Source organism: Telluria sp. PB2R4, from assembly GCF_059685695.1.
Genome location: NZ_JCASIC010000011.1, coordinates 119,807 through 135,190, shown reverse-complemented (window position 1 = coordinate 135,190; position 15,384 = coordinate 119,807). Strand labels below are relative to the sequence as shown.

The window sequence follows — 15,384 nt, the reverse complement described above, 5'->3', positions numbered from 1 at the left end:
CTTTTCTAACTTGCCCGCTTTTGCTTCAGAATAGGTAAACTATTTCACTGCAGAGCATGTTATGGACAAATTCAACCTCGACGCCGCTTCGCTGCGCATCTTACGGGAATTGCAACAGGATGGCCGCCTGTCCGTCAACGAACTGGCCGAGCGGGCCGGCATGTCGGCCTCGCCCTGCTGGCGGCGCCAGAAGGAACTCGAAGAGCACGGCTACATTCGCCGCTATGCCGCCCTCCTCGATCGGCGCAAGCTCGATCTCGGGCTGGTGTGCATGCTGCACGTCTCGCTCACCCGGCACGAGGCCGGCGTGGTCGATGCCTTCGAAGCGCAGATGAAGGCCTGCCGCGAAGTGATGGAGTGCTACGAAATGACCGGGACCTCCGACTACATCGTCAAGGTGATGGTCGCCGACATGGATGCCTACCACGACCTGCTGCACAACGTGCTGCTCAAGCTGCCGGGCGTGTCGCAGCTCAACACCAGCGTGGCGCTGCGCGAGGTGAAGTACGAGACCGCCCTGCCGCTATAGGCGGGTGGGCAGGCGCAGCACATCGGCAAACGACATCGGTTTGCCGAACACCCAGCCTTGCGCGTACTGCACCGCGTGCTCGCGGAGGAAGGCTGCCTGGGCCTCGGTTTCCACCCCTTCGGCGACCATGCGCAGGCCCAGTGTGCGTGCCATGGCGATGATATGTCCGACCACCTGGCTGGTCGGCGCCCTGGTGCCGATCGCGTCGATGAACGAGCGGTCGATCTTGAGGAAGTCCAGTTCCAGCGCTTCGAGGTAGGACAGGCTCGAGTACCCGGTACCAAAGTCGTCGATTGCCACCTCGATGCCGCGCGCGCGAAACGCCGCGGTGACGGGCACGGCGTGCTCCATGTCGAGGAAGCTGCGCTCCGTGATCTCGAGGATCAGGTTGGACGCCCTTGCGCCGCTGCGCTCCAGGAAACCGTCGACCAGGTCGACGATCGCCGCCGATTGGAGATCGGCGGCGGACAGGTTGATCGCGATGTGGAAATCGGGGTGGGACGCAAGGTAGCTGCCCACATCCGCCTGGACCAGGGCGAGCACGCGTTCCGTCAGCCGGGTGATGATGCCGGAATGTTCGGCCACCGGGATGAACAGGTCCGGCCCGATCTGCTCCCCGGTCCCGCGCTTCCAGCGCAGCAGTGCCTCGGCGCCGACGCAGCGTCCGCTTGCCAGCTCGACGATCGGCTGGTACTGCAGGTAGAACTCGTTGTTGCTCAGGGCATGGCGCATGGCGGCGCCGATCGAACGCTGGCGGCGTCCCAGCGTCAGCACCGCCGCCGCCATTGCCACCCCGACGATCGCCGCCACCGGCACCAGGCGCCAGGCGATGTGCTTGGCGCGATCCTCCATGTAGGTGACCGGCACTGCCGCGACTGCCGCCATCAGGAAGCGGCTTGAACGGGCCACGGCCACCAGTTGCCGGCCGTCGATGAAGCTGGCCTCCGGACGGCCTCCGAGCTGCGCGAGCCAGGCACGGCTGACCGCACCGTTCGTCAGTTCCGCGGGACTGTCGGCAGCGGCCTCCAGCTGCATTACCGCGAGTGCGGTTCCCGGGATCGCGGCCGCGATGTCCAGCGGCAGGTCACGGTGCAGCAGCGTGGCGAAACCGTCCCGCTCCAGCGCCATCAGCGGCGAATCGCCCAGCGCGGCGAGCGGCACGTGCGGATAGATGGCGACACCGCGCGAGCTGCGCAGCGTGGCTTGGCCGAGTGGCACCGGCACGCTGCCCATCGAGGAACACACGATCGTGTTGTCCTGGACGAAGCCGACGGCCTGGATGTAGGTGGAGGTCAGGTCGAGCCGGCGCATCAGCGCCAACGCCGCCGGAGAACAGGGAGCCGCCCCCAGGCTTCGCAGCTGCCGGACGGCGGCATCGGCCTGGCCGGCCGTTTTTTCGGCGCGGTGCAGGACAGCGCGCGCGTAGGCGCGGGTCATCTCGGCCGACATTTCGTAGGCCTGGCGCTGGGCCTCCTGCCATGCCAGCCACGGAAGTACAGCGGCAATGGCCAGGGCCAGCAAGGCGGCGATCCAGGTGATGGTCCTACTGCGCATTTCGACCCTTGCGATCCTTCGACAAGTCGCTGTACCGCGGCGACAAACGGTATGTTCAGTATACCGCGCCTTGTCGCCGTCTTTACGCTATTGCAAGCTCGTCGCTGGCACCATCCAAGCTGTGCAGGTCAGTTCCGGTTCGCGGATAGCTGGGCCCTGCGCAGGCGGGCGGCGAAATCGCGCAGGAAGGCTTCGCGCCAGCGGCTGATCGTTTTCGCCCCCTGGTGGAGTCCCTCCCGCAAGTGCGGATCGGGGTTGTCGGTCCACCAGTTTGGATACCTGCCGGACGGCTGGCGCGCCCGTTCGGGCGCCGCCATGCGCGAGGTGAAACCGCCGGTCTGCCCGTCCAGTCCCGGATGGTCGCTGGCGATGCGGTAGGTCCAGGTCTTGTCTTCCTTGGGCGAGAACAGGAAGCGCCATGAACCGTCCGCTTGCGGGAAGCCGGGGAATACCTGTTCGTCGATGACCAGGCTGGCGCGCGGCGCCGCTGGCGCCATGCCTGCGGGGCGATAGACCAGCTCCATGATGGCGAAGGTCTCGACCACGTCGCTGGCGGAAGTTGGCGCATCGAAGACCACGCGCGGACGGTCCCAGGCGCGCACGAAACTGCCGCCCCAGCCCTCCAGCGCGGGATTGTCCGGGTTCGCACCCAGCACGTAGGCCAGCGAAGGCGTGTCGCCCATCTTGACCTGCGGCGCGATGGCGGCGAAGTAATCGCCCAGGGCGCCGGCGCCCTTGACGTGGCGCTCGACGAAGGCAGTGTTGCCCAGGTCGCCCGACTGGCTTCCGCCAATGAACCAGCCGCGGTAGCTGGCGTTGTTCTCGATGATCCACAGGTCGGCGTGTTCGCGCGCCAGGTAGTCGTAGGCCGCGTTCGACCATTTCTTGTTCGGCCCGCCGATCATGTAGACGCGCAGCTTCGGCTTGATGTCGGGGGCGTCGTGCAGCGCCTGCGCCAGGTCTTCGAAGCCGCCCCACAGCAGGACCCAGAGCGGGCGCGGATCGGGCAAGCGCGCACGTTCGACGATCCAGTTCGAGCCCTCGGTCGGCCGTCCCCAGCCCGGTGGCGCCGCCAGGTCCAGCCCGCCCTGCTTCGCCATGCCGCGCAGGGTGGCGGGAGTCGGATAAGCGGCCGACCAGGTCTTCAGGTTCGGGTAGTCCTTTTCGTAGACATCGATGATGCTCAGCAGGTGGCGCTTGCGCTCGCGCCCCTCGCCCCAGGGCGAAGCAATCAGGCCTTCGAGCTCGATGGTGTCGGCATACAGCAGCAGGTGCACCAGCGACTGGAAATCGTCGAAGTCGGTGCCGCCGATATCGGTCGAGACGATCACCCGGGGCTTTGCCGCCGCCATGTTCGCGGGCGCCCAGCTTGCGTAGCGCTCCAGCGCCCTGGCCGGGGCCGTGCCGAACCAGGCATAGCCGTTGCGGCGCTCGATCGACAGGGCGTTGACGTCGTCGTGGATGCTGCGGTCGCGGTCGCCGAACACGGGTATGAGGCTGCGCGCATCGTAGTAGCGCGACCAGATCGGGCCCGCGCCGGGTGCGTGCAGCAATCGCCGGCCGCCCTCCGGCGTGGTGGCCCGCCACGCCACATCGCGCAGCGCCGCTGAGCGCAGCCAGGCCACGCCGGCGTGCACCGCGTCCCGCACTTCAAGCGAGGGCTCGGGGAGGCGCATCAACAGCAGCAGGACACCCGTGCTTTCGGGCGTGGCCATGGCGCTTGGTTCGAAGTTGCGCGCGCCCGCCAGTTCCAGGCTCAAGGCATCGTATTGCTGCCCCCAGCCGGTCCGCTTGCCGCCATTCGTCTGCTGCGTGGCCAAGAATAGGCCGACCGCGCGCCGCAGCGCCGCGCGCGCGTCGTCGCGGAACGCGGCGGGAACGAAGGCAAGTTCGCCGCGCCCTTCCCCGATGTCCATCAACAGGTTCGCGACCCGCGCCATGGCGTCGTCGTTCAGGGTAACGGCATCGTGGTAGCCGCCCTGCAGCGGATAGATCTGCGGGAAGCCGCCGTTGGGGTATTGCGCGTCCAGGAGATAGCGCAGCCCCTTCAGGAAAGCGGCGCGATAAGGCTCGCCCTGGGTTCCGGGCAGCTGCGCCTGCACCCGCGTCAGGAAGCGCATCTCGGTCGTGGTGGCGCCGTTGTCGATCGTGCCGACGTAGTTCCAGGATGTCTTGCGCTGTCCGTCTTCGCCCGGCACCCAGTGCTCGCCCGGCCGGCGCGGCGCGCCGCCGCGGTCGGCATTCTTGCCCCAGCCGCCGGCCGGCGTCTGGAAGCCGAGGATATTCTGTGCCACCCGCAGCGCATCAGGCCCGCCGTACCAGGCGGCCGGTTTGCGAAGCGGCATGCCGCCATCGGATGGACTGGAATGCTGGCGCGCCGCCGCCACGGGCTGGCCGCGCCGTTCCGCCGCCAGCGCGGCCTTGTCGGCTTCCATCCGCGCGCGCGAACGCGCCAGGTACGCCGTCCAGGAAGCCTGCTGCCCGGCCGGCAGCGTGGCGATGCGCGCTTCGCTCAGCGGCTGGGCCGGTGTCATGCTGCCCAGGACCGCCGCCTGGCAGATGGCGGGGAGCGCCAGGCAGAGGGCGCCCAGCAAGCGTGCAGCGTTTCGCATGTTCCACCTCCTTAAAAAACGAAAAAGCCGGCATGGATGGAGGCTTGCGCCCCCGTCCATGCCGGCCATGCGCAGGATCGGCTTAGAACTTGTATTCCACCGATACGCGATACACCCGTCCCATCATGTCGGCCAGGCTGGTCAAATAGCCGCCGCTGTAGATGGTGTTGGCGGTGAGCGGTGGCCATTCTTCCGTGATGTTGTTCACGCCCAGCGACACGGTGGTGTTCTTGAAGCCCGTGTAACGCACGTTCACGTTGAACTGGCTATACGATTCCACTTCGGTCAGGGTCGAGCCGGCACGCGGCGTCAGGTCGGTCAGCGCGGTGTTGAAGCGCTGCGACAGGGTCGTGCGCCACGCTCCGTTGCTGTAGGTGACCGCGGCGGTGTACTTCCAGCGCGGGTTCACCTGCGGCATGCCGGCCAGGCCGGCGTTCGGGCCGGCGCTGCCGTAGCGGCCGTCGTTGGTGATGATGCCGACGTTGCTCATCCACGGGCCGCCCGCTTCGCTCTGGAACTCGTACTTGTGGTACCAGGTCGCATCGAGTTTCGCGTCGAAGTTGCCGAAGCTGGTCTTCGGGAAGCGGTAGCTGGCCGAGATGTCCGCGCCGCGGATGCGGGTCTGGCCGCGGTTGGCCTGGCTGGCGATGATGTAGTCGATCGTGCCGTCGGCGTTGCGGTTGATGAAGCTCTCGTACTTGGCCGGGTTCTGCTGGATCTCGGCGATCGAGACCGCGCCCAGCACGTTACGCAGCTTCAGACCCCAGTAGTCGACGGTGAGCGACATGTTCTTGATCGGCTCCAGGCCGATGCCGAAGTTGAAGCCGCGCGACTTTTCCGGTTCCAGGTGCGTATTGTTGGGCGACTTGGTCCAGTAGGTGGTCAGGACGTTGCAGACCTGGTCGGCCGTGTAACCCTGGCGCGGCGTGCCGGTGCCGGCCACCAGCGGCTGGCTGCCCGGGCACAGGACCGGATCGTCCATCACCAGGGTGCGCACTTCCGGCGTCGGGTTCTGGATGTCCATGATCGACGGCGCGCGGAAGCCGCTCGACACCGAGGCGCGCATCACCACTTTCTCGTTCGGGGTCCAGCGGGTCGCCAGCGCCGGATTCACGGTGGTCTGCTTCAGGTCGTCATAGCGGTCGGCGCGCACCGAACCGTTGATCAGCCAGGTCTTGGTGATCGGCGCGTCGGCCTCGAACATCAGCGAGGAGATCTTGCGCTTGAGCTTCTTGGCCACGCCCTGCGGCGTCTCGCCGACCAGGTCGGAGCGCGTGACGTTGCCGGCGGCGTCGATGGCGAGGCCACCGTTGGCGCCGGTGAGCACGAAGTCGAGCGGCGCGTTGAAGGTGCGCGCCGAGTCTTCGCGCAGCTCGCCCGACACGGCCAGCACCAGGTCGCCGCCGCCCAGGGTCCAGACCGGACGGGTGACGGTGGCGTCGATGCTCTTGTTGAAGGCCTTGTTCAGGCGGTAGGTGTAGTCCTCGGCCTGGATACTGCGCAGGTACTGCAAGCCCGCCGCATCCTGCGGACCGAACGGATTCAGGATGCCCTGGTCGAAGCCGGCCTGCGCCTTGGAGTACAGGATGTAGCCTTCGCCCACACGGGTGTCGCGCTTGGAGCGGCCGTAGTTGGCGCCGAGACGGTAGTCCCAGCCCATCACGTCGCCTTCGAGCGACAGCACGATGCGGTCGTTGCTCTGTCCGTCGTTGCGGTAGGCCGGTCCGAGTTCGCCCGGGCCCCATTGGAAGTAGATGGCGCGGTTGTTCATGTTCAGCGGCGTCGCCGCGCCCGGGGTCTTGGCCGGGTCGATGAACATGGCCGGCGTGTTGGCGCCGGTGTTGCTGCCCACCACCTGCGGCAGCGGCGTGATGCCCTTGCCAGGATAAAAGCGGCTGCTTGCCGGCATCGAATAGGTGGTAAACGGCTGGACCGAACCGGGCACCTGCATGCCGCGGAATTTCTGCACGGTGAACTCGGAATGCAGCAGGTCGAGGTCGAGCTTGTGCCCGCCCGCGAGATTCCAGCTGGCGCGCCCGGCAACGGTGGTGATCTCGCTGCCGTCGGTAACGGCATTCCAGTACAGCGGATTACGGATGCAGCCCGGGGCGTAGGTCGGCGGCGTGTTCCCGCTCAGGTTGCCCAGGGTCGGCAGCGACCAGGGCGATGCGCAGCCGGTGCCGAAGTTCGGGTTGTAATTCGAGTTGGCGTTGCGCGCGAAGCCGAAGTTGGCCAGCGGGTTGGGGTTGCGCGCGTCCGGCGTGATGCCCAGGCCCAGTCCGCGCAGTACGGCCGGGTCGTGCTGTTCCGGACGGTCGCCCTGGAACAGCGGCGTTTTCTTCTGGTGGTCGACGGCGATGTAGGCATTCCAGCCGTCATCGCTCAGGTCGCCCCAGCCGAAGATGCCGCCGAAGCTCTTGGTCCTGCCGCCGCCGCTCAGTTCAGGCTGGGCGTATTCGGCCTTGACCGCGCCGCCCTGGTAGCCGCGCTTGGTCCAGTAGTTCTGCACGCCGCCGATCGCGTCGGCGCCGTAGATCGAGGCGCCGCCGCCGTTCAGGGTCTCGACGCGGTCCAGCGCCATGCGCGGGATCACGTTGACCGAGACGTACTGGTCCTGCAGCGGCTCGTTCGCCAGGCGGCGGCCGTTCAGCAGCGACAGGGTGCGCATCGGGCCGAGGCCGCGCAGGTTGGTCACCGGGCCGGCCGCACCCGAGTTGGTGCCGAGCGACAGCGATTGCGGCTGCTCCAGCACGAAGTCCTTCAGTTCGGTATGGCCGCGGGCTTCCAGTTCCTGGGCCTTGACGGTGGTAACGGGATTCGTGCCCTCGTCGTCGACACGGCGGATCAGCGAGCCGGTCACCACCACCGCCTGCGCGACTGGCACGGACGACGGCGGGTTGTCCACCTGCGCGGTGTTCTGCGCCTGGGCCGCCAGCTGGAACAGCGCCAGGCTCACTGCGCTTGCCAGTTGGGCGCGGCGTGGGGTGGGAACAAAGCTTGGGTTCATTCACGTCTCCTATCTTTTTTTAAGAATTGATATGACCACACTACTGATTGGCCAGGCCACCGTGTTCGGAAAGCTGCTGGCCTCACCGTCATTCTTGACCACTCTTTGTCGGTTCAGCAAGAATTGATATGACCGGATTATAAATTGGTCAGGCCACTTTGTTGCAACAAATATTTACGCTTCCTTGAAAAAAAGGAGGAAATCCCTGTCAATTCGGGCGCCGGCGGGCGCAGCTACCCGACCGGATTGTTGTGTTTGAGCGACAAAAAGCGCTCAAGCACTTGCCATTTTTCAGTCAGACCAATCGTTAAATTGGTCTTGCCAATTTCAATTCTTCAGGCGAACATAGCTACCAGCCCGACACAACAAGACAGGAGACGAAGAATGAATGACAAGAATTCTGGTGGAATCGACCGCCGCACCGTGCTCAAGACGGCCGGGGCGGCGGGCCTGATGCTCGCCACCGGCGCCTATGCGTCTACCCACCGCAAGCGCTATGCCGTGGTCGGCGTGGGTTCGCGTGCGCGCATGTTCACCAACGCCATGACCGGCAAGTTCCGCGACACCAGCGAAGTCGTGGCCGTCTGCGACCGCAATGCCGGCCGCCTGGCGCGCGCCGTCAAAGTCATCACCGAGACCGGCGCCAGCCAGCCGCGTCCTTATAGCGCGGCGGACTTCGACCGCATGATCCGCGAGACCAGGCCGCAATTCGTGATCGTCACCACCACCGACGCCAGCCACGACGACTACATCGTGCGCGCGCTCGACGCCGGCTGCGACGTGATCACCGAAAAGCCGATGACGACCACCGCGGAAAAGGCGCAGCGCATCATCGACGCCGTCAAGCGCAGCGGGCGCCAGGTGCGCGTCACCTTCAATTACCGCTATTCGCCGCCGCGCACCCAGATCAAGGAGCTCCTGATGTCGGGCGAGATCGGCGACGTCATCTCGGTCGACTTCACCTGGCTGCTCAATACCGTGCACGGCGCGGATTACTTCCGCCGCTGGCATGCGAACAAGGCCAACTCGGGTGGCCTGATGGTGCACAAGTCGACCCACCACTTCGACCTGGTCAACTGGTGGCTGGGCGCCCAGCCGGAAACCGTGCATGCCTTCGGCTCGCGCCAGTTCTATACTCCGGAGACCGCACGCCGCATGGGCCTGTCCGGCCCGCACGAGCGCTGCCTGACCTGCCCCGAAAAGCAGAAGTGCAGCTTCTACTTCGACCTGGCCTCCGACCCCGGCCTGAAAGCCCTTTACCTCGACAATGAGAAACATGACGGCTACTACCGCGACCAGTGCGTGTGGCGTCCGTCGATCGACATCGAAGACACGATGAACGTGATGGTCCGCTACGACAATGGCGCGCACCTGAACTACGCGCTGTCGGCCTATGACGCCTGGGAGGGCTACCACATCGCCTTCAACGGCACCAAGGGCCGCATCGAGCACCGCATCGTCGAATCGGGCGGCGCCGCCGGGGCCGCCAAGGTGCAAAGCGGCAGCGAGAGCGTCTCGATCCGGGTGATCCCGATGCGCGGCCAGCCGCGCGACATCGAACCGATCATCGGCAAGGGCAGCCACGGCGGCGGCGACGACGTCATGCTCACCGAGATCTTCGGCGACGGCCCGGCCGACAAGTACAAGCGCGCATCGGACGAGCGCGCCGGCGCCTGGTCGGCCCTGGTCGGGATCGCGGCCAACAAGTGCTTCGAGACGGGACAGACGGTGCGCGTGGCCGACCTGGTCACCGGCCTCACGCCGCCCGAGCGCGCACCGATGCCGGACCGCCGCGCGCCGGTAGCGATGCCGATCCGGATCAAGATTCCCTGATCCGCGACCCGTGTCGCGCGGGCGGCATCGCTGCATGGCGGCGGCGACGGTGCGCACCTCCGTGTTGTTCGAGTATCATCGTTGCCATCGCCGTCCTTCGAGCCTCCCGATGACACAATTCACGCTGCCGCAAAACTCCTTCCTTCTCCTGCTGGGAGTGGTGACGCTGGCCTTCTTCTGGGTCTTGCTGCCGTTCTCGGGCGCCGTGTTCTGGGGGGTGGTGCTGGCCATCGTGTTTGCGCCCCTGCACGCCCGGCTCCTGGGCGCGCTGGGCCAGCGGCACAATACGGCGGCCTTGCTGAGCCTGGCGCTCATCGTGCTGATGGTGATCCTGCCCGTGACGCTGATCGCCGCCGCGCTGGTCGACCAGGCCCTTGGCCTGTACGCCATGATCGGCAGCGGCAGCACGCTCGATCTCGATGCGCTGCAGCGCCGCGCGCTGGCGCGCCTGCCCTCATGGGCCGGCACGCTGTTCGACCGGTATGAATCGACCATCACGGACACGCTCGAGGACAAGCTCAGCGCCGGCCTGGCGCAGGCCAGCCAGATGGCTGCGGGGTATGCGCTCGATGCCGGGCGCAACGCGCTCGGCTTCCTCGTCAGCACCAGCATCATGCTCTACCTGCTGTTCTTCCTGTTCCGCGACGGCCGCGGCATCGCGGCGCGGATCAAGCGCGTGGTGCCCCTGGATGCCCACTACAAGCGGCCCCTGTTCGACAACTTCGTCACCGTGATCCGGGCCACGGTGAAGGGCAATGTGCTGGTGGCGGCGGCCCAGGGCGCGCTGGGCGGCCTGATCTTCTGGTTCCTCGACGTGCCCGGACCGGTGCTCTGGGGCGTCGTGATGAGCTTCCTGTCGCTGCTGCCGGCGGTGGGCGCCGCCATCGTCTGGGGACCGGTGGCGGCCTGGTTCATGTTCACCGGTTCGGTCTGGCAGGGCGCGGTGCTGGCGCTGTACGGCGTGCTGGTGATCGGCCTGGTGGACAACCTGCTGCGCCCGATCCTGGTTGGCAAGGACACCAAGCTGCCCGACTACCTGGTGCTGCTGTCGACAATCGGCGGCATGGCGCTGTTCGGCCTGAACGGCTTCGTGATCGGGCCGGTGATCGCAGCGCTGTTCGTCGCGTGCTGGGGCCTGTTCGCACGCGCCGACGAATTCCACGCGGAGTAAGAGAAGGATCGGTAGGCGCAGTCAGTAATCGATCGACAGGTAGGCCGAGGCCAGGCGTCCGTTGATGACGTCGTAGGCCCCCGCTCCGCGCAACTCCAGGCCGTAGGTGTCGAACAGGTTACTCACCGCCACCCGCAGCGACGCGGGGCGGCCGGCGAGCGTGAAGCGGTAGCGGCCGCTCAGTGCCGCCAGGGTCCGCGCCGGCAGCGCGACCCGGTTGTCGACCGTGGCCGTGATCGCGCCGCTGTGCGACGCCGTCATGTCCAGCGACAGGCCTTCCAGCCACGGCGTGCGCCAGTCCAGGTTGAGTTCGACGGTGCGCCGGCTCATGCCGACCGGCCGCTCGCCCACCCGTCCCAGTTTCACTCCCTCGCCGGTCGCGCGCGGCCGCGACAGCACCGCGCCGGCGACCACGTTCAGGCGCGAGCCCAAGGCGCCCGCCAGCGACAGCTCCAGCCCCTGGTTCTGCACGTCGCCCAGCTGCGCGTAGCGGTTGGCCGCGTCGAAATTGAAGTAAGGCTTGCGCAGGTCGAACAGGGTGGCAACCAGCTTGATCCCCGGGCCCACGGCATAGCGCAGTCCGAGGTCGCCCTGGGTGGTGCGGATGGCCGGCATCAGTTCGTTGCGGTTGACCGCGTTGCTGGGCGCAACGCCGCTCTCTTCCAGCCCGCGGGTAAAGCTGCCGAACAGGGCCAGCGCGGGCGTCATGTTCGCCGCCGCCGACAGGTTATACAGCCAGGGCTTGTCCTCGGCGCTGGCGAGCGGTGTGCCTGGCTTTTGCAGGCGCTTGCGGTAATCGGTTTTCTGCAGGCTGAAACCGATCTCGCCGACATGGCGCCAGCGTCCGTCGTAGGCGAAGCCGCCGGTCCACTGGCGGGTGCGGTCGCGGGTCTGCTCGCCGAACACGAAGCTTGGCGCCGGGGCGGTGTACGGCGCATCGATCGTGGTGCGCCCCAAGTCGAAGGCCTGCGAGCCGTCGTAGCGGCGCTGGCGGTCGCGCCCGCGCACGCTGGCGTGCAGCTTGTGCAGGCGCGGCCCCTCGAACACTTCTCGGGTGACGCGCAGTTCGCCGCTGGTGGAGGCGTTCTCCGCCGGCGGATCGACGATCAGGCGGCGGTTGGCGCTGCCTTCAAGCGTCACGCCGGTCAGGAGGTGGGTGAAGGCGCGGTGGTCGTTGTACAGCGAGCGGAAGATCCCGGCGCGGACCGTCCAGCCCTCCCCCGCCCGCAGGCTGGCCAGGGTGCCGGCATTCATCGCGGTGGTGCGGTAGTCGGCCCACTCCGGCCCGTTGAAACGGCGGCGCTCGATGCGCGGCGGCAGCATGGGGCCGGCAGGCAGGTAGCTCGGCGCCTTCTCGTCGTCGTAGGTCTCCGAGCGATTCCAGAACGGGATGATCTCGAGCGCCGCGCTCGGGCGCCAGCGCAGGCTGAGCGCCGCATTGCGGGAGCGGCTGTCGGTGCCGTTCGGGTACTCGTTGCTGCTGGCGGCCGCGCCGATCCCGAGGGACAGGCTGCCGCTCAGCGGCAGTTCGCCGTCCGCCTCGACGAAGGCCCCGCCGTAGCTGTCGCCGCCGGTGAGCAGCGCCAGCCTGGCCTGCTCGCCCGGCTTGCGGAAGCTGTAGTCGACGATGCCGGTCGGCGCCGGGAACGGATAGCCCTGGGCCGAGATGCCGACCCGGATGTTGGTCGAACGCCGGATGCGCGCATTCAAGCCCCAGACCTGGTCGAAGTACAGGCCCTCGATACGTGCATTGCCCGCCGCGGTCGGCGAGAAACCGCGCACGCTCCCCGCGTTGTACAGGCCGATCGTCTCGCGGCCGACGCTGGTGCCGAAGGCATCCTCGGCCTGGCGCATGGCGTTTTCATCGGCCCGGCCCTGCGGCGGTATCTGGGACAAGGTTTGCGCCCAGGCGGGCGCCGTGGCGAGGGCCAGCAGGAGGGTCGTGCTCTGAATCTTCGGCATGGGGGACGGCGCAGGTCGGAAAGCTCGGCATTATCCAGCATCGACTCGGCACCATCAAGCTTGCCTGCCGGCGCGTGCGGCCAGCACGGCAAATACGGCTGCAATCACGAGGATGGCGGCGCTCACCCCGAAGGCGGCGCGGTGGCCCTGCGCATCGAACAGCACACCGCCGACCGTCGCGCCGGCCGCGATCGCCAGCTGCACCACCGCCACCATCAGTCCGCCGCCGCGTTCGGCATCCCCGGGCAAGGTGCGCGCGAGCCAGGTCCACCAGCCCACCGGCGCCGCGGTGGCCACCAGGCCCCATGCGGCTAGCAGCACCGCGGTCACGGCCAGCGAATCGCCGAAACGCAGCAGCGCCAGCGCGATCGCCGCCATCAGGAGGGGGATGACGGTCACAGTGCGGTACAGCCCTTCCTTGAGCAGTCCGCCGATCAGGCTGGTGCCCAGCAGGCCGGCCACGCCGATGCCGAGCAGCAGGAGCGTCAGCGCCCCGCTGTCGACCCGCGTGACCGTTTCCAGGAACGGGCGCAGGTAGGTAAACAGGGTGAACTGCCCCATGAAGAACAGGCTTGCGGCAGCCATGCCCAGGGCGACGGCGGGTTGCCTGAGGAGCGCAAACACCTTGCCGCTGCCGGCCCTGCGCTCGGCGGGCAGCGCCGGGAAGCTGGTCATCTTCCAGACCAGGGCCAGCGCCGCCACCGGGATCAGGGCGAAGAAAGCGCCGCGCCAGCCGACGATCGCGCCCAGGTAGCTGCCCAGTGGCGCAGCCACCACCGTCGCGAGCGCGTTGCCGCCATTGAGGATCGCCAGCGCGCGCGGCAGCGCTTGGGGCGGCACCAGCTGCATCGCGGTAGCGGCCGACAGCGACCAGAAGCCGCCGATTGCGACGCCGATGAAGGCGCGCCCGATCATGAAGACCAGATAGTTTGGCGCGAAGGCCGCCAGGGTGCCGGACACCATCATCAGCAGCGTCAGCGACAGCAGCAGGAGCTTGCGGTCGAAGCGGCCCGCCAGCGCGGGGATGCACAGGCTGGTCAGGAGGGCGAAGGCGCCGGAGACGGAAATGGCCTGTCCGGCCTGGCCTTCGGTGACGCCGAGATCGGCCGCGATCGGGCTCAGGAGGCTGACCGGCATGAATTCGGAGGCGACCAGCACGAAAGCGGCGAGCGACATGGCCAGCACGGCGCCCCAGGCGGGGCCGCCGGCCGTGTCGTCGCGGGCGGGAGAAACGGTAACAGGGTTCATGGGTACCAAGCTTGCCGGGTGCAGGAGGCAGCATGGTATGGGACAAACCCATCGGGAAACCGGCCCCCGATTACATGACCTTATGACGTACATTCATGAATAAGACAGTCCATTAGTTAGCCTACGTCATGAAATGAGGTGAACTAGAACGCCAGCGTGACGCTGCGCGGGCAGTGGTCGCTGGTCTCGATGCGCTGGCCGGGCGCCTGGACCACGGCGGTCTTGCGCGAGCCGAGATTGGCCGGCTGGCGCTTCGCCAGCGGGCCGCTGAGCACGATGTGGTCGAGCCCAGAGAATCCCTTGCAGTTCGCATCGACGCCGGTCAGCGGCACCTGCTGCAGCGACCTGCCGCCATCATTGAGCTCCTGCCACAGGTAGCGCGTCGCCACCCTGCCGTCCGCGTCCGCTGTCGGCAGGCCGCTTGGCGCGCTGCCGTCCGCGCGCACCTGCGCCGGGAGAATGTTGGCCGCGGCCTCTTCGTCGATGCGGCGGTTGAAGTCGCCCAGCAGGACGAAGTCCGGGCTCTGCTTTGCCACGCTGTCGATCCAGCGCTCGAGCGGCGCGACCTGGCGGTTCAGCACCTTGCAGGCGGGCGCGGCATCGTCGAGCAGGCGTGGCTGGTAGATCGGGTGCGGCTCGATGTTGGCGCAGCCGGACTTCAGGTGCACGTTCATGAAACTGATCGGGCGCCCCGCGACTTGCAGCTGGAGCGCCAGTCCGGGGCGGACCTTGCGCGCCTCGGGGTCGAGAGGGTTGTCGACCACCGCCAGGCCGGTGTCCACGTTGCAGCGCCCTTCCCCCAGGCTGCGGTCCCAGGCAAAGGCCAGGGTCTGGAAGCCCTCGTGCGGCGCGTCGCAGACGCTGAAACGCTCGGCATGGCGCCCGAGCAGCCCCTTGATCACCTCGGCCGAACGCACTTCCTGGAACGCGATCACGCGCACGCCCTGCCCCTCGATCAGCTGGCCGATCGTGGCCTGCAGGCCGGCCAGCTTGGCGGCATAGTCGCTGCTCGTCAGCTGTACCGGTGCGCCGCGTCCCTGGTAGGCGTTACACGGCGCCATCATGGCCGACTGCGCGGGGCCGCCGGCCAGGCGCTGGGTATCGGCGACGCACTGGCGCGCCACCCGCGTGGCTTCCTCGGTAATGGCCGTCTGCCCGCGCTCGCGCCGCGGGCGCGTATCGCACCACGACACCGTCTTGCAGACCGCATTCTGGCGATCGAAGTCCTGCTGCGAGCCGGCCCAGCCCATGTTGAAGGAAGCAACGCCGATCTGTGCCGCTGGCGATTGGGGAGCGGGATCGGCGGCGTGGGCTGCCGACGCGGCGAGCAAGGAGACCAACAGCGCAAGGCGGGTTGGTCGAACGGTAAACATCAGGTTTTTCATGGAGGGCCGGCGTGCCTGGAGGGGTTGAAAAGAACGCAATGCAGCGAAACGTCGATTATCGCCAAGTTCGGCGTTCGCGGCAA

The 15,384-nt window shown here is 67.4% G+C and carries 9 protein-coding genes; 3 read left to right on the top strand and 6 right to left on the bottom strand.

The window, feature by feature from the left end; genetic code table 11:
• Window positions 1-61: 61 nt before the first annotated feature.
• Window positions 62-529 carry an Lrp/AsnC family transcriptional regulator gene (locus tag AC56LU_RS18055; RefSeq protein ID WP_497176991.1) on the top strand — a complete coding sequence of 156 codons (468 nt, stop codon included), beginning with the start codon at window positions 62-64 and terminating at the stop codon, window positions 527-529.
• Here AC56LU_RS18055 and AC56LU_RS18050 read toward each other — a convergent pair.
• The 3 genes from AC56LU_RS18050 to AC56LU_RS18040 form a co-directional block, all read right to left on the bottom strand.
• A complete protein-coding gene (locus tag AC56LU_RS18050; RefSeq protein WP_497176990.1) occupies window positions 524-2,083 on the bottom strand; it encodes an EAL domain-containing protein in 1,560 nt (519 codons plus the stop codon). The two genes, AC56LU_RS18055 and AC56LU_RS18050, sit on opposite strands and share 6 nt — an antisense overlap.
• 128 nt (window positions 2,084-2,211) lie before the next feature.
• A complete protein-coding gene (gene pelA, locus AC56LU_RS18045) occupies window positions 2,212-4,695 on the bottom strand; it encodes a pectate lyase (RefSeq protein ID WP_497176989.1) in 2,484 nt (827 codons plus the stop codon).
• 82 nt (window positions 4,696-4,777) lie between these two features.
• Entirely contained in the window at window positions 4,778-7,702 is a 2,925-nt protein-coding gene (locus AC56LU_RS18040; protein WP_497176988.1) for a TonB-dependent receptor domain-containing protein, read from the bottom strand.
• Window positions 7,703-8,086: 384 nt separating this feature from the next.
• Between AC56LU_RS18040 and AC56LU_RS18035 the strand changes: the two genes are divergently transcribed.
• Together AC56LU_RS18035 and AC56LU_RS18030 are read left to right on the top strand one after the other, a co-directional pair.
• The gene (locus AC56LU_RS18035) at window positions 8,087-9,535 is read left to right on the top strand and encodes a Gfo/Idh/MocA family protein (protein ID WP_497176987.1); all 1,449 of its coding nucleotides are present in this window, start codon (window positions 8,087-8,089) and stop codon (window positions 9,533-9,535) included.
• Between the two features lie 109 nt (window positions 9,536-9,644).
• Window positions 9,645-10,706 (top strand): AI-2E family transporter, encoded by a 1,062-nt coding sequence (locus AC56LU_RS18030; RefSeq protein ID WP_497176986.1) that lies wholly within the window; start codon window positions 9,645-9,647, stop codon window positions 10,704-10,706.
• A gap of 21 nt (window positions 10,707-10,727) precedes the next feature.
• On the opposite strand, the gene AC56LU_RS18025 is transcribed toward AC56LU_RS18030, so the two are convergent.
• From AC56LU_RS18025 to AC56LU_RS18015, 3 genes are all read right to left on the bottom strand, one after another.
• The gene (locus AC56LU_RS18025; protein WP_497176985.1) at window positions 10,728-12,668 is read right to left on the bottom strand and encodes a TonB-dependent receptor domain-containing protein; all 1,941 of its coding nucleotides are present in this window, start codon (window positions 12,666-12,668) and stop codon (window positions 10,728-10,730) included.
• A gap of 54 nt (window positions 12,669-12,722) precedes the next feature.
• The gene (locus AC56LU_RS18020) at window positions 12,723-13,916 is read right to left on the bottom strand and encodes an MFS transporter (RefSeq protein WP_497176984.1); all 1,194 of its coding nucleotides are present in this window, start codon (window positions 13,914-13,916) and stop codon (window positions 12,723-12,725) included.
• A gap of 143 nt (window positions 13,917-14,059) precedes the next feature.
• Window positions 14,060-15,301, bottom strand: coding sequence for a hypothetical protein (locus tag AC56LU_RS18015; RefSeq protein ID WP_497176983.1), 1,242 nt, complete (start codon window positions 15,299-15,301; stop codon window positions 14,060-14,062).
• Between the last annotated feature and the right edge of the window lie 83 nt (window positions 15,302-15,384).